At 72.9% G+C, this 15,154-nt stretch carries 13 protein-coding genes; 3 read left to right on the forward strand and 10 right to left on the reverse strand.

Annotated features, from left to right (window positions below; translation table 11 throughout):
- Positions 1-13: 13 nt before the first annotated feature.
- From ACLQ14_RS14990 to ACLQ14_RS15020, 7 genes are all read right to left on the reverse strand, one after another.
- Positions 14-1,093, reverse strand: coding sequence for a phosphatase PAP2 family protein (locus ACLQ14_RS14990; protein WP_425814407.1), 1,080 nt, complete (start codon positions 1,091-1,093; stop codon positions 14-16).
- A gap of 48 nt (positions 1,094-1,141) precedes the next feature.
- Positions 1,142-2,233, reverse strand: coding sequence for an ABC transporter ATP-binding protein (locus tag ACLQ14_RS14995; RefSeq protein ID WP_425814409.1), 1,092 nt, complete (start codon positions 2,231-2,233; stop codon positions 1,142-1,144).
- Positions 2,230-3,330, reverse strand: a complete 1,101-nt coding sequence (locus ACLQ14_RS15000; protein ID WP_425814411.1) for an ABC transporter permease — start codon at positions 3,328-3,330, stop codon at positions 2,230-2,232. Before ACLQ14_RS15000 ends, ACLQ14_RS14995 begins: the two co-directional genes overlap by 4 nt.
- Position 3,331: 1 nt before the next feature.
- Entirely contained in the window at positions 3,332-4,312 is a 981-nt protein-coding gene (locus ACLQ14_RS15005) for an ABC transporter permease (RefSeq protein WP_425814413.1), read from the reverse strand.
- On the reverse strand, positions 4,309-5,475 hold the full coding sequence (locus ACLQ14_RS15010; RefSeq protein ID WP_425814415.1) for an ABC transporter ATP-binding protein: 1,167 nt from the start codon (positions 5,473-5,475) through the stop codon (positions 4,309-4,311). The genes ACLQ14_RS15005 and ACLQ14_RS15010 overlap by 4 nt, the downstream gene beginning before the upstream one ends.
- A gap of 129 nt (positions 5,476-5,604) precedes the next feature.
- Positions 5,605-7,290, reverse strand: a complete 1,686-nt coding sequence (locus tag ACLQ14_RS15015) for an ABC transporter substrate-binding protein (protein WP_425814538.1) — start codon at positions 7,288-7,290, stop codon at positions 5,605-5,607.
- Between the two features lie 107 nt (positions 7,291-7,397).
- Positions 7,398-9,995 carry a beta-glucosidase gene (locus tag ACLQ14_RS15020; protein ID WP_425814417.1) on the reverse strand — a complete coding sequence of 866 codons (2,598 nt, stop codon included), beginning with the start codon at positions 9,993-9,995 and terminating at the stop codon, positions 7,398-7,400.
- Between the two features lie 125 nt (positions 9,996-10,120).
- Between ACLQ14_RS15020 and ACLQ14_RS15025 the strand changes: the two genes are divergently transcribed.
- The 3 genes from ACLQ14_RS15025 (at position 10,121) to ACLQ14_RS15035 (ending at position 13,366) form a co-directional block, all read left to right on the forward strand.
- Positions 10,121-10,903 (forward strand): TetR/AcrR family transcriptional regulator, encoded by a 783-nt coding sequence (locus ACLQ14_RS15025; RefSeq protein ID WP_425814419.1) that lies wholly within the window; start codon positions 10,121-10,123, stop codon positions 10,901-10,903.
- A gap of 64 nt (positions 10,904-10,967) precedes the next feature.
- Positions 10,968-11,741 (forward strand): response regulator transcription factor, encoded by a 774-nt coding sequence (locus ACLQ14_RS15030; RefSeq protein WP_425814421.1) that lies wholly within the window; start codon positions 10,968-10,970, stop codon positions 11,739-11,741.
- Positions 11,738-13,366 carry a sensor histidine kinase gene (locus tag ACLQ14_RS15035; RefSeq protein WP_425814423.1) on the forward strand — a complete coding sequence of 543 codons (1,629 nt, stop codon included), beginning with the start codon at positions 11,738-11,740 and terminating at the stop codon, positions 13,364-13,366. Before ACLQ14_RS15030 ends, ACLQ14_RS15035 begins: the two co-directional genes overlap by 4 nt.
- Positions 13,367-13,379: 13 nt before the next feature.
- Here the strand turns inward: ACLQ14_RS15035 and ACLQ14_RS15040 are convergent, their stop codons facing one another.
- Genes ACLQ14_RS15040 through ACLQ14_RS15050 form a run of 3 tightly spaced genes read right to left on the reverse strand, consistent with a single transcriptional unit; the run spans position 13,380 to position 15,096 of the window.
- Positions 13,380-13,736: a DUF86 domain-containing protein gene (locus ACLQ14_RS15040; protein ID WP_425814425.1), complete on the reverse strand. Its 357-nt coding sequence runs from the start codon at positions 13,734-13,736 to the stop codon at positions 13,380-13,382.
- Entirely contained in the window at positions 13,733-14,191 is a 459-nt protein-coding gene (locus tag ACLQ14_RS15045) for a nucleotidyltransferase domain-containing protein (protein ID WP_425814427.1), read from the reverse strand. The genes ACLQ14_RS15040 and ACLQ14_RS15045 overlap by 4 nt, the downstream gene beginning before the upstream one ends.
- Before the next feature lie 38 nt (positions 14,192-14,229).
- Positions 14,230-15,096 carry a GNAT family N-acetyltransferase gene (locus ACLQ14_RS15050; protein WP_425814429.1) on the reverse strand — a complete coding sequence of 289 codons (867 nt, stop codon included), beginning with the start codon at positions 15,094-15,096 and terminating at the stop codon, positions 14,230-14,232.
- Positions 15,097-15,154 lie beyond the last annotated feature (58 nt).

The following is a 15,154-nucleotide window of genomic DNA, read 5'->3' on the forward strand; positions in this document are numbered from 1 at the left end:
ACGACGCGTGAGATCACGCGGCAGCGTGCCGGACCGGGGTGGGTACCGCGGCCGCCGCCGGCACGGGGCGCGACGTCGTCGCGGTGAGCTGGCGCACGGCGAGCATCAGCGCGAAGACCAGCGAGGTCGCCGCGAGAACGCCGAACGCGCCACCAATATACGCAGTCACCTCCGTGCTGCGCCGGACCGACCACAGCGCCCCGGCCATGGCGCGGACCGCCGCGTCGACGTCGTGCAGGGCGCCGAGCGCGACGGCTCCCGTGAGGCCTGCGGCCCCGACGAGGACGATCGCCGCGACGTACGAGCCGGGGCTCCGGCGCGGACGACCCTCCCGGTCGAGCCGCGGGACGTCGAGCGAGGACCGCGACGTGAACGCGCACACGAGGCCCGTCCAGGCGGAGACGACGAGGAGCCCCGCGACGACGTCGCTGGGCCGGTGCCACTGCCCGACGAGCGTCGAGACGCCGGTCGCCGCGGTGTACGCGGCGCCGAGCATCGCGACGAGCGGCCGAGCGCCGCGGGGGACGACGAGCAGGAGCGCCACGGAGACCGACGCGGCGACGGTCGTGTGGCCGCTCGGCAGCGTGTTCGCGCCCGTCCAGCCCTCCGCGAGGTGCGGGCGGGTGAACACGTCCGCCTTGAGCACCTGGGTGGTCAGGTTGGCCCCGCCCACGAGGACGGCGACCTGCAGGGCGAGCCACCACCGGCGCCGCAGGAGCGCGACGCCGATCGCGACGACGATCCCGAGCGCGACGAAGCTCACGGAGACGACGTCGAGCACGGGCTTGGCGAGCTGCCACAGGTGGCCCTGGCCGTACGTCGCGCCGCGGCGGGCGAGCTCGTCCACCCGCTGCCCCCGCGCGCTGTTCACGAACAGCTCCCACAGCACCCAGATCCCGGCGGACGACAGCACGGCGAGCGCGAGTGCGGTCGCGCGCCGCAGCCAGTCGGGCGCGGAGCCCACGGTCACCCAGGGCGCGGCCGCGCCGGCCGGTGCGAGCGGCTGCGACACCGGAGCCTGCGAGGCGGGCGCGGCCGACCCCGGGACGCCCGATCGGGCGGCCCGGTGGTCGGCGGAGGCCTGCATCGTCATCCGATCACCGTAGGCCACGATCGTGTGGATCCTGGTGAGTTTCGGCCCTCAGCTGGTGGACGCCTGCTCGGCGAGCTCGGGTGGGACGGTGTGGCCCGGGGTGTGGAGCAGGCACGCGACGGTGCGCTGCTCCTCGCCGAGGCCGGTCGGTCCGAGCTCGGGGTGGAGGTCCGCGCACTCGGGCATGGCGTGGGCGCACCGGGTCCGGAACGGGCAGCCGCTGGGCAGGTTCTGCAGGTCCGGGGGTGAGCCGGGGATGCCCTGGAGCTCGCGGCGGGGGCCGTGCAGCGGGGGGAAGGAGTGGAGCAGGCCGTAGGAGTAGGGGTGGCGGGGCTCGCGGTAGACCTGGCGCCCGCTCGCCTCCTCGACGATCTCCCCGGCGTACATGATCGCGATCCGGTCGGCGACCTCGACCAGGAGCGAGACGTCGTGGGTGATGAAGATGACCGCGAAGCCGAGCCGGTCGCGCAGGTCCTGGATCTGCTCGAGGATCTGGCGCTGCATGACGACGTCGAGCGCGGTGGTGGGCTCGTCCATGATCAGGACGCGGGGCTCGAGCGCGAGGGCCATCGCGATCATGACGCGCTGGCGCATGCCGCCGGAGAGCTGGTGCGGGTAGGAGCGGACGCGGTCGGGCGCGATCCCGACCATGTCGAGGAGCTCGTGGGCCCGGTCCTCGCGCTCACGGGGGGTCGAGTCGGGGCGGTGGGCCTTGATCGCGTCGGTGAGCTGGCGCCCGACCCGGTAGACGGGGTTGAGGGAGTTCATCGCGCCCTGGAACACGACCGCGATGTCCTGCCAGCGGCCGGCCCGCAGGTCGGCGTCGGACAGGCGGAGCAGGTCGACGGGCTCGCCGTCCTCGGGGTGGTAGAGGACCTCGCCCGCGCTGATCAGCCCGGGCGGGGGCAGGAGCCGGGTCGCCCCGTAGACGAGGGTCGACTTGCCGCAGCCGGACTCGCCGGCGAGGCCGAGGACCTCGCCCTCGTGGAGCGTGAGGTTCACCCCGCGCAGGGCGTGGACCCGGTCCTCGCCGTAGCCGTAGTCGACGGCCAGGTCGCGGATCTCCAGGACGGGGCGACGCTCGGCGTTGCGGGCCGCGCGGGCGTCGGTCAGGACCTGCGGGGCGGACGGGGGTGTCATCGCACGGTCTCCTTGGGCTCCGGGGCGGTGGTGGCGGCGACGGGTGTGGGCCGGGCCGCAGGGTCCATGGGGTGGGCGCGGGGCGGGGCGTAGGTGCGGGGCAGGTCGCGGACCGTCGCGGTGAACCCGATCCGCGGGCGGATGCCGTGCTTGCGCATCTGCCCGGCCGACATGCCCGCGAGCCGCAGGCGCGGGTTCACGAACTCGTCGATGCCGAAGTTGATGAGCGTGAGGGCCATCCCGAGGACGGCGACCAGCAGCCCGGCGGGGACGAACCACCACCACGCGCCCTGGTTGAGCGCCTGGTTGGACTGCGCCCAGTACAGGACGGTGCCCCAGCTCCAGTCGGTCAGGGACATCACGCCGACGAACGACAGCGTCGTCTGGGCCAGGACCGCGAACGTCACGGTCGACACGAAGCTCGAGGCGATGATCGCGGTGAGGTTCGGGAGCGTCTCGAACCAGACGATGCGCCAGGTGGACTCGCCGCTGGCCCGGGCGGCCTCGATGAAGTCGCGCCCTCGTAGCGAGAGCGTCTGGGCTCTGAGGACCCGCGCCCCCCAGGCCCACCCGGTGAACGCCAGGACCAGGGCGACCACGACGTTCCCGGCGTCCTGCAGCTGGCTCACGATGATGATGATCAGCGGGATCTGGGGGATCACGAGGACGACGTTGGCCAGCGCCGACAGCGTCTCGTCGCCGATCCCGCCGAGGAACCCGGCGGTCACGCCGAACAGCACCGCGAGGAACGTCGCGATGACGCCGGCGATGAGGCCGACGAGCATGACGCCGCGGGTGCCCACGACGAGCTGGGAGAACACGTCCCGGCCGAGCTGGTCGGTGCCGAGCCAGTGCGCGCTGGACGGGCCGACGAGCAGGTCGAGCGAGGACGCGTTGGGGTCCTGCGGGGCGATCCAGGGGCCGATGATGCCGATGATCGTGAAGACGACGAGGATGACGAGCCCCGTCATGGACTTGCCGTTGCGGACGAAGACGAACTTCTTGCGCGCCTTCTTGGCGGCACCGGTGCCCACGGGGTCGACCTGCGTCTGCGGGTCGAGGGCGATGGCTGCGGGGTCGAGCGGCATGTTCGACATCTCAGGCCTCCTGGCGGGTGCGCGGGTCGAGGAACACGTAGACGACGTCCGCGAGGATGTTCGCGACGAGGACCGACAACGTGATGACGAGGAAGATGCCCTGCATGAGGGGGTAGTCGTGGCCGCCGATCGCGTTGAACAGGGCGTACCCGATGCCCGGGTAGGAGAACACGAGCTCCATCACGAGCGAGCCCGAGACCACGAACCCGAGCGAGAGGGCGAACCCGGACACCTGCGGCAGGACCGCGTTGCGGGCCGCGTAGCCGAACATCACGAGCCGCTCGGGCAGGCCCTTGGCCTGCGCGACGGTCACGTAGTCCTCCGAGGTCACCGTGACCATCATGTTGCGCATCCCGAGGATCCAGCCCGCGATCGAGGACAGCACGATCGTCAGGGCGGGCAGCGTGCCGTGCTGGACGACCGAGACGATGAAGTCCATGTTCCAGCCCTGCTCCAGGCCCGGCGTGGCGCCCCCGGACCCCGGGAAGATCGGCCACGTCACCGCGAACAGCGCGATGAACAGCAACCCGAGCCAGAAGTACGGGACCGAGGAGAAGAACGTCGTCACGGGCAGGACCGAGTCGGCCCACGTCCCGCGCCGCCAGCCGATCAGGACCCCGACGAGCGAGCCCAGGACGACCGCGATGATGGTCGCGATCCCGACCAGCCCGATCGTCCACGGCAGCGAGGTCTTGATGACCTCCGAGACCGGCGTCGGGAACAGCGTGAACGACGTCCCCAGGTCCCCGTGCAGGATCTGACCCCAGTACTGCCAGTACTGGGTCCACAGGCTCTGCTGCTTGTCGAGGCCGAACAGCACGTACAGCGAGTGGACCGCGTCGGTGCTGAGCTGGCCCTGGTAGCGGTTGATGAGCGACTGGACGGGGTCGCCCTTCATCATCCTCGGGATGAAGAAGTTGATCGTGACCGCGGCCCAGAACGTCAGGGCGTAGAAGCCGATGCGGCGCAGCAGGAACTTCACCGGGTCACCTCCGGGGTGGTCGACGCGGGCACCGCGACGGAATCGGACACGGTGACGGCCGCCGCCCCGAGGTCGGGGAGCTCCGCGCCCGCCGGCACGCCGTCGAGCGCGCCCGCGACCTGGTCCGCGTAGCCCCAGCACGCGACCTGACGCCCGACCCCGATCTGCAGCAGCGGCGGCGTCACCGTGCGGCACACCTCGGCGGCGAACGGGCAGCGGGGCGCGAACCGGCAGCCCTCGGGCGGGTTCACCATGTTCGGCGGCTCCCCGCGCCCACCGGACCGCTCCTCGGCGACGAGGTTCTCCGGGTCCGGCGCGGACCGGACCAGCAGCTGCGTGTACGGGTGCGCGGGGGCCTGGGTCACCGACTCCGAGTCGCCCGTCTCCACCGGCCGACCCGCGTACATGACGTAGGTCCGGTCCGCGAAGTACCGCGCCGACGCGATGTCGTGCGTGATGTACAAGATCGCGATCCCGAGCCGGTCGCGCAGGTCCTGGAGCAGGTTGAGGATCCCGATCCGGATCGACACGTCCAGCATCGAGATCGGCTCGTCCGCGAGCAGCACCTCCGGGTCGGCCGCGAGCGCGCGGGCGATCGCCACGCGCTGACGCTGACCGCCCGACAGCTCGTGCGGGAACTTGTCGATGAACCGGTCCGGGTTCAGCTGGACCCGCTCCAGCAGCCCGCGCAGCGCGTCCTCGAGCTGCTGGCCCCGCAGGCCCCGCTGGTGGATGCGCAGCGACCGGGTGAGCGTGTACCGCACGGTGTGGACCGGGTTCAACGACGCGAACGGGTCCTGGAAGATCATCTGCACCCGGCGCGCGTACCGCCGGAACGCCTTGCCCCGCTTGGCCGTGACGTCCTTGCCGTGCAGCAGGATCCGGCCGTCCGTCTGCGGGTACAGGCGCGCGAGCACGCGCGCGACCGTGGACTTGCCCGAGCCGGACTCACCGACGAGCGCCACCACCTGCCCCGAGCGCAGCGCCACGTCGATCCCGTCGACGGCGTGCACGGCGCCCTTCGCACGCACACCTCGCAACGGGAAGTGCTTGGTCAGGCCGACCGCCTCGAGCACGACGTCGTCGCGCCGGGAACGGCCGGAGGTCAAGGTCTCACCGCCCGGGTCGGGGGCCTTCGCGGTCTGGGTCGGGTCGTCACTCATCAGTCACCTGGGGGGTCGGTCGCCGTCCCGACGCGTCGCGTCGGGACGGGGCGGAGCAGAGGGGGCAGCTGCAGGGTGGGGGACGGTCCCGCCGGCCGACGCACCGAGGCCGGCGGGACCGTCACCCGGTCAGGAGGCCGGCTTGAGCTTCGTCAGCACCAGCGCGACGTTCGGAACCGTGGGCTGCGGGTTCGCGTACGCGTCGTCGTCGCTGGGCCAGCCGGTCCAGTACTTGGTCGACATCTCGGCCGCGGCCGGCCGGGCGTCGACGCCCAGCGCGGGCACCTGGTCCACGTAGACGTCCTGGAGCGTGTCGAGCGCGGTCTTGCGGCTCGCGTCGTCCGTCGCCGCCAGGTAGTCGCTGAACGCCTTCTTGGCGTCGTCGCTCTGGAACCGCCCGTAGTTCCACACGGCCGTCTTCCCGACCGGCACGTAGTAGTTCGGGTCGAACATGTTCGAGTACATCTCGTACGGCGTGATGCCCGCGTTGGTCCAGTGGAGGGCCGCGTCGAACTTCCCGACGTTGAGGTTCTCGGTCCAGGTGTCGACGTTCGGGGTCTCGACCTTGGCCGTGATGCCGATCGTCTTCAGCGAGTCGGAGATCAGCTGCAGCGACGTGATGTAGTCGTTCCAGCCCGAGGGGTCCTGGAGCACGATCGAGACGGGCTTGCCGTCCTTGCCGATCAGCTTGTCGCCCTGGTACTTGTACCCGGCGTCGGTGAGCGTCTTCTTCGCGCCGTCGACGTCGACCTTGAAGGTCTGGTCCTTGTACTTGTCCGAGATGAACGAGTCGCCGGCCGGCGTCGGGATCGCGGTCACGTTCGTGAGCTCGGGGAAGATGCCCGACTCCGCGATCTTGCTGGCCTTGGCCCGGTCGAGGACCTGGTTGACGGCGCGGCGCACGGCCACGTCGTCGAACGGCGCCTTCGACGTGTTGAGGATGAGCTGGTCGATCCCGAGGCCCGCGGGGAAGAAGTACGTGTTGTGGGCCGGGTCCTTGCTCTTGTAGACCTCGTCGATGTTGGGGATGAACGTCCAGCCCCACTGCGCCTCGCCGGTCTGGAGCGCGGTGATGAGCGCGTCGTTGCCCTTGTACGCGGTGTAGCGCAGCTCGGGGACGGCGGGCTTGTCGCCCCAGTAGCTCGGGTTCTTGTCGAGCGTGACCGTCTGGCCCGAGAAGTTCTTGAACACGTACGGGCCCGTGCCGACCGGCGTGGTGACGGGGTCCTTGGTCGGGTCGGCGATCTTCTCCCAGAGGTGCTTCGGGACGATGAAGAGCTGGGCGACCTTGAGCGTGTTGATGTACTGCGAGCCGTCGAAGTCGACCGTCACGACGTTGCCGTCGACCTTGATGTCCTTGTACTTCAGGCCCTCGGTGTTGAGCGCGTCGTTGTCCTTGCGCAGCTGGAGCGAGTACGCGATGTCGTCGGCGCTGAAGGCCTGGCCGTCCGACCACTTCACGCCGTCGCGGGCCGTGATCTTGGCCTGCGTGTAGTCCGCGTTCCAGTCGATCGCCGTGGCGAGCCACGGGATGTACTTGTTCGCCGGGCGCGTGTCGTTGGCCTGCATGAGCGGCTCGTAGATCGCCCACTTGTAGCCGATCATCGCGCCGGCCGACGTGTTGAGGAACGGGTTCGAGTTGTTGGTGACCGGACCGTTCGGCATGCCGACGGTCAGCGGCTGGTTCGACGTCGCTGCTCCGCCGGTGCTCGTGTTGTTCTTCGCGGCGTTGTTGTCCGCGTTGCCGCCACCGCAGCCTGCGGCCACGAGGGCCAGGGCTGCGGCGCCGACCACGGCGGGAGCGATTCTGCGCATCTTCACGGGTGTGCCTCCTTGCACGTGTGCTCTTCGACTGCGGATCGTCGAGCGAGCCGGCAGGTTACCGGACGGGCCTCGACGGTTCGGGGTTCTGGACGGTGGTGTCAGTCCTCCGGGGAAGGGTCGGGGCCGGCGGTGCGGCCGCTGGGCGTCAGGGGCTGGTGGGGCGCGGGCGCGGCGGCGAGCGTGACCCGGAGGTCCGCCACCGAGCGTCCGACCCGGAGGAGGTGGTCCCCGGCGGGCAGGGTCCACGCGTGCGCGGCGACGTCCCACGTCTCGAAGGCGCGGCGCGGCACGCGGACGTACGCGACGACGCTCTCGCCGGCGTCGGCCGCGACGGTCGCGAAGCCGCCGAGCCAGCGGACGGGCCGGTCGGCGTCGGGCGCGAGCGGCTCGACGTAGACCTGGACGACCTCGTGGCCGGGCCGGACGCCCGCGTTGCGCACGGTGACGTCGAGCTCGACCGCCCCGGCGGAGACGGCGGTGAGCGTCGCGTCCTCGTACTCCCACGTGGTCCAGCCGAGACCGTGCCCGAACGGAGCAGCGGGTGCCGGCCCGCCCTCCTCGGCGAGCCGTCGTTGCCAGCCGCGGTACCCCACGTCGACGCCCTCGCCGTAGTCCACGACGCCGTCCTGGGGAATCGCTGACGGAACGGGCACGTCCTGATAACGGACCGGGAGGGTCCAGGGGAGACGCCCTGAGGGTTCGGTGAAACCTGCCAGGACGTCGGCCAGGGCGGCCCCGCCCTCCTGCCCGGCGAGCCAGGCCCACAGGACCGTCCCGGCGTCGTCGAGCCACGGGAGCTCGACCGGCGCGCCGGCGTTCACGACCACGATCGTGCGCGGGTTGGCGGCCACGACGCGGCGGACGAGCTCGTCCTGGTTGCCGGGGAGCGCGAGCGAGGTCCGGTCGAAGCCCTCGGACTCGACCTCCTCCGTCGTCCCGACGACGACGACCGCGACGTCGGCGGCCGCGGCGAGCCCGACGGCGGCCGCGAGCTCCTCCTCGGCGGACGGGCCGGGGAGCCGGTGCACGATCTCGCCGCGCACGAACGAGTCGTAGCCGACGGGGTGCACGACCTGGAGGCGGGCGTCGAGGCGGACGGTCCGCGGCTCGGTCACGTCGATCGCGACGACCGCGGCCGAGGGGTGGTTGTGCTCCGAGGCGAGGATGACCTCCTCGGCCACGACGCGGTCGGACGTCGAGGCGACCCGGGAGTCGACGACGGTCTCGTGCCGGCCGACCGTACCGACGCCGAGCTCGTGCGTCCCCGGCTCGTCGAGCCGCACGTCCGCGGTGACGCGCAGGGTCGTCGCGCGCGGGTCGGTGTTCGCGAACCAGCCCAGCCAGGCCGGGTCGGTCCGGGTCGCGAGGACCTGGCCGTCGCCGTCGAGCAGCTCGAGACGCACGCCCGGCTCCCCGGTCACGGGGTCGGTGCACCGCTCCGCGGCGTCGAGCTCGGGCGGGTTGAGGCGCGACCGGGCACCCGCGTGCACGTCGAGCCGGACGCCGTCCGGCAGCGCCCTGCGCAGCGCGGGGACGGGGAGCTCGAGCCGGTCGGGGTTGACGAAGCCGGAGCCGCCGCCCTGCACGAACGGCTCGACGGCGGCCGGGCCGAGCAGCGCGACCGCGCCGGGCGTCCCGTCGGGCCGGACCGCGAGCGCCTCGAGGTCGAGGGGCAGGAGCGCGGCGTCGTCCTTGAGCACGACCATCGCGCGGGCCGCGAGCTCGCGGAGCAGCGCGGGCGTCTCGGGGGCCGCCTCGGCGCGGTGGCCGGGGACGTCGGGGGTGGCGCCCGGGCCGCCGAGCGCGCCGACGCGGTCCGCGAGCCGCAGGATCCGCACGACCTTGTCCTCGAGCTCGGCGACGTCGACCTCGCCCGAGCGGACGGCGTCGAGCAGGCCGTCGCCCCAGGGTCCGTCGGGGCCGGGCATCTGCAGGTCGAGGCCGCCGCGCACGGCGGGGACGACGCTCTGCGTCGCGACCCAGTCGCTCACGACGACGCCGTCGAAGCCCCACTCCCCCTTGAGCACGCCCTCGACGAGGGGCGCGTGCTCGGTCAGGGGCGCGGAGGTCTCGCCGTCGTCGAAGCCGTTGTACGCGGCCATGACGCTCCACGCGCCGGTCTCGGTCACGAGCCGCTCGAACGGCGCGAGGTACACCTCGCGCAGCGTGCGCTCGTCGACGCGGGCGACGTAACGCGTGCGCTCGGTCTCGGAGTCGTTGGCGATGTAGTGCTTGACGCACATCCCGACGCCGCGCGCCTGAGCCTCGCGGACGAGGGCGTCGGCGATCGCGCCGGTGAGGACCGGGTCCTCCGAGTAGCACTCGAAGTGGCGGCCGCCGACGGGCGTGCGCTGGAGGTTGATCTGGGGGGCGAGGACGACGTCGACGCCGTGACGGCGGGCCTCGTCGGCGAACAGGGCGCCGACGCGGGCGACCAGGTCGAGGTCCCAGGTGGCGGCGACGGCGCTGGGGGCGGGGAGCGACGCGGAGGTCTCGCCCGGGACGTCGCCGGTCCCCCGGACGCCGGCGGGGCCGTCGGAGACGACGACGCCGCGGAGGCCGACGCGGTCGACCGGGGTGGTCGACCACATGCCGGCGCCGACGACGAGCGCGACCTTCTCCTCGGTCGTCAGCTCGGCGGCGATCGCGGCGAGCTCCGCTTCGGTGCGGGCTCGGGCTGCGGTCTCCAGCGACACTCGGTGCTCCCGTCCTTGGGCTTCTTCCGGGTCCGACGGCGGTGCCGGACTCGGTGACGAGCGCCATACAACCACACTTACTGACTTGTTAGTAACTCCCCGCGGGTCACGATATGGTTGCGGCCATGACGAGCGGATCGGACGACGTGGTCTCCGCGCCCCGGACCACAGCAGGCACGGCGGTCGCGCAGCCCCCGCCGCCCACGGCACCCCCCACCCAGGCCTCGCGCGCCCGCCGGCCCCGCAGGGCGACGGCCGAGCGCCGGGAGGAGATCCTGCGCGCCGCCACCCGCGTGTTCGGCTCGAAGGGCTACCACAACGGGTCGCTCCAGGAGGTCGCCGGGCAGGTCGGCATCACGCACGCCGGCGTCCTGCACCACTTCGGCTCCAAGGACCGCCTGCTCTGGGCCGTGCTCGAGTACCGCGACCGGGTCGACGTCGAGCACCTCGAGGGTCAGCACATCCCCGGCGGGCTCGACCTGTTCCGACACCTCGCGACGACGGCCCGCGTCAACGCCGCGCGCCGCGGCATCGTCCAGACGTACACCGTGCTCACCGGCGAGGCGGTGACCGACGGGCACCCCGCCAGCGAGTGGGTGCGCGACCGCTTCACCGTGCTGCGCGGCAACATCGCCGACGCCCTGCGCACCGTGGTGCACGAGCGCGCCACCGCCCGCGGCGAGGCCGTCACCGACCCCGAGCTCGACGGCGTGGCGCTCGACCGCGCCGCGAGCGCGATCATCGCCGTCATGGACGGCCTCCAGACGCAGTGGCTGCTCGACCCCGCCGCCGTCGACCTCGCCGACTCCTCCGCGTTCGCGATCGAGGCGATCCTCACGGCCGCGCTGGCCGGCAGCGAGCGCCCCCACCCGACCGCAGGCTCGGGATCCGTCCCCATCGAGGCGTGACACGCCCAGGAGTTCCACAGGTTCGCTCCAGCGTCAGTCCACACACCGGGGTCACAGTGGTCTCATGACCACCGTGACCAGCGCCCCCCGCCTCACCCGCGCCGACGGCTCGCCCGTCCGCGTGCTCGTCGTCGACGACGAGCCGAACCTCGCCGAGCTCCTCACCTCGGCCCTGCGTTACGAGGGGTGGGACGTCCAGGCCGCGCTCGACGGCCAGGGCGCCATCAAGCTCGCCCAGCAGATCGACCCCGACGTCGTGGTGCTCGACATCATGCTGCCCGACCTCGACGGCCTCTCCGTGCTCCGCCGCATCCGCCAGACGCACCCCTACCTGCCCGTGCTGTTCCTGACCGCGCGGGACGGCGTCGAGGACCGCGTCGCCGGGCTCACGGCCGGCGGCGACGACTACGTGACCAAGCCGTTCAGCCTCGAGGAGGTCGTCGCCCGGATCCGCGCGCTCCTGCGCCGCAGCGGGGCCGCGACCGCGCAGCGCGACTCGACCATCACCGTCGGCGACCTCGTGATGGACGAGGACGCCCACGAGGTCCTGCGCGGGGGCGAGGAGATCCACCTCACGGCGACCGAGTTCGAGCTGCTGCGCTACCTCATGCGCAACGCCAAGCGCGTGCTCTCCAAGGCGCAGATCCTCGACCGCGTGTGGCAGTACGACTTCGGCGGCCAGGCGAACATCGTCGAGCTCTACATCTCCTACCTGCGCCGCAAGATCGACGCCGGCCGCGAGCCCATGATCCACACGCTGCGCGGCGTCGGCTACGTGCTCAAGCCGGCCGCGTCCCAGGCCACGGCACCCGTCGGGGCCGGCACCCACTCCGCGTGAGGCTTCCCCGGCCCGCCGACGCGCGGGGCCCCCTGACCCTGCGCCGCCAGCTCGTCCTGGTCGTGACCGGGGTGCTCGTCGCCCTGCTCGCCGTGCTCGCCGTCGTGTCCGCGCTCGCGCTGCGGGGGTCGCTGAGCGGGCAGCTCGACGACCAGCTCCGGGCCGCCGCCGAGCGGTCCGCGAACTTCCCGGGCCGGGTCGGCAGCACGCCGACCACCTCGACGGACACCGGCTCGACGGGCACCGGCGCGACGGGCACGGGCGACGACGCCGGTTCCGACCGCCGCCAGCAGTACGCGCAGCAGCTCGCCGCCCGCTGCGGCACCGCGTCCGACCTGCCCGGCGGGTCGACGCCGCCGCCCGGCCAGGGCGCCGGTCAGATCGTCGTGTTCTACGCCGGCGGCGAGGTCGTCGACGCCGGCTTCTACGACGACGCCGGGTGCTTCGTCGCGCTCACCGACGACGAGGTCGCCGACCTCGTCGCGGTCCCCCACGACGGCGAGGTCCACCAGGTCGACGTCGGCGACCTCGGCTCGTACCGCGCGATCGCGACGACCACGCGCAGCGGGCAGCCGTCGGTCACGGCCCTGCCCACCGCCACCATGGACGCGACGATCCAGCGGTTCGTGCTCATCGAGGTCGCGCTCGCCGTCGGCGGGCTCGTCATCGCGGGCGTCGTCGGCTCGCTGCTCGTCCGCCGGTCGCTCGCGCCGCTCGACCGCGTCGCCGGCGTCGCCGAGCACGTGTCCGAGCTGCCGCTCGCCGAGGGCGAGGTCGGGGCGCTGCACGGCGTCGACCCGCGCGACACCGACGAGCGCACGGAGGTCGGCAAGGTCGGGGCGGCGCTCAACCGCATGCTCGACAACGTCGGCACGTCGCTCGCGGCGCGCCACCGGTCCGAGACCCAGGTCCGGCAGTTCGTCGCCGACGCGAGCCACGAGCTGCGGACACCGCTCGCGTCCATCCGCGGCTACGCGGAGCTCGTGCGCCGCTCCCCCGAGGCCCTTCCCGACGGCGCCGCCCGGTCGCTCGACCGGATCGAGTCCGAGGCGTCCCGCATGGGCGTGCTCGTCGACGACCTGCTGCTCCTCGCCCGCCTCGACGCCGGCCGACCGCTCGACCGCGCGCCCGTGGACCTGGCCGCGCTCGCCGTCGACGCCGTCACCGACGCGCACGCGGCGGCGCCCGACCACCGGTACGAGCTGGACCTGCCCGGCGAGCCGGACGACGACGACGGAAGCCCGGACCACGACGGCCTCGTCGTGGCCGGCGACGAGGCGCGGCTCCGCCAGGTGCTCACGAACCTCGTCGGCAACACGCGCGTCCACACCCCCGCCGGCACGCGCGTGACGGTGGGCGTGCGCGCGGACGGCGACGACGTCGTCGTGAGCGTGCAGGACGACGGCCCGGGCATCCCCGCGGGCCTGCTGCCGGACCTGTTCCAGCGCTTCAGCAGAGGCGACACGTCGCGCAACCGCGTCAGCGGCTCGACAGGGCTGGGGCTGGCGATCGCGCACGCGATCGTCCTCGCGCACCACGGGACCGTCGAGGTCGAGAGCAGGACCGCCGACGCCGGCTCGCCCACCGGAACGACGTTCACCGTGCGCCTCCCCCGCTCCGCCTGAGGCCGCGACGGAGCTAGCCGGCCGATCCGTCCCCGAGCCCGAGGTCGCGGATCAGACGCGGGACGTCGACGCGGAGCGTCTGGAACATCAGGTCATCGTTCACCTTGTCGTAGTGGTGCGCCACGAGGTTGCGCATCCGCGTGATCGCACGCCAGTCAACGGTCACGTACGAGGCCTTGAACGAGTCGGGAAGCTTCTCGACGACGGTCGCGATCTTGACGAGGACGTGCGCCCCAGCGTTGCGGAGCAGCGCACCGTCGGGTGTCGGTGCACGGTACGCGTCCTCCCCCTGACGCACGATGTGGGCGGCTTCGGCTGCGAATCCCTCGAGGTCTCGGAGCCGGCGGGCGGTCTTGGCGTCGTCGCTCACGCGGCCACCGGCCGACGCGGCCCTTCGAGGCGGTCCAGACCCGACGAGCCGGCGGAGACGAGGTCGACATGGACCGTGAGCAGCTGTTCGAGCTCGTCTTCGAGGGCCAGGAGATCGATGATGCCGCTCCCTGCCGGCAGAGTGACGATGAGGTCGAGGTCGGACTCCGGAGTGTCGGTTCCCGCTGCGACGGAGCCGAACACCACCGGGTCGCCCGCTCCGGCACGTTCAAGGACATCGAGGACCTGCGCGCGTCGAGCGCCCAGAGCGTCCGACGGCCGGAGCCGCAGCTCGGGTTCCAGGGCTGCGCGCGTCTCGGGCGTCGCCCGACGTCGCCCCGACTCGATCGCCGCGATCAACGGCTGCGCTACGCCGGAACGCGCCGCGAGCGCGCGCTGACTGAGGCCGAGCAGCGCGCGACGCGTCCGGACGAGATCTCCGTACACCAGGTCCATCAGGCCACGATAACAACCGCGTTATCAGGGCGCGCCCGTCAGGACACGGCGACGAAGTGCTCGACGACGGGGAACGGGTCGTAGAACGGGTGCAGCAGCGCGCGCCAGCGCGCGTAGCGCTCCGAGCCGCGGAAGCCCTCCTCGTGCGCCGCGACGTCCGACCAGTCCACGAGCAGCAGGTACGTGCTGGGCGACTCGAGCGAGCGCGACAACGTCAGGCCCCGGAACCCGGGCGTCGCCTCGATCAGCGGCCGGGCCTCGCGGAACGCCGCCTCGAAGGCCGCCTCGCTGCCGGGCCGGACCGGCAGCACCGCGTGCTCGCGCACCGGCGGCCGGCCCGCCGCGCGCGGCCCGCGCCACTCCTCGCCCAGGACGGCGTACACGACCTCGTCGGTCCACTCTCCCTTGACGGTCTCGTTGCTCGCGAGGTGGGCCTCCCGCCGCATCCCGGCCCCCCGGAGCACACCCGCCGACGCCGCGTTGCGCGCGTCCAGCCGCCCCACGACGCGGTGCAGGCCCAGGCCGTCGAACGCGAGCCCCAGGAGCGCCTCGACGGCCTCGGTCGCGTAGCCGTGACCGTGGTGGCGCGGGTCGAGCACGTAGCCGACCTCGCCCGCGCCCTGCTCGGCGTCCTGCCACATCAGCACGACGTCGCCCACGAGCGTGCCGTCGTCGGCGCGGCACAGCGCGAGCCACAGCGACTGCCCGGGGCCGGTGAGCTCGCTGCGGTTGCGCGTCGGGTCGAGGAGGAGCGCGGCGATCTGCCGCTCGTCGCGGGGCTCGTAGAGCAGGAACCGGCAGACGTCGGGCCGGGACTGGTAGGCCGCGAGCGCCGGGGCGTCGTCGACCGTCAGGGGGCGCAGCACCAGGCGGGGCGTGCGGACGGGGTAGGCGGGCGAGAGCATGGCCCCGACCCTACGGCCGCGTACCCCCTCGACGCCGCGCCGCCCGAGGCTCATCGCA

This window comes from Luteimicrobium sp. DT211 (assembly GCF_049844995.1).
GTDB lineage: Bacteria > Actinomycetota > Actinomycetes > Actinomycetales > Cellulomonadaceae > Luteimicrobium.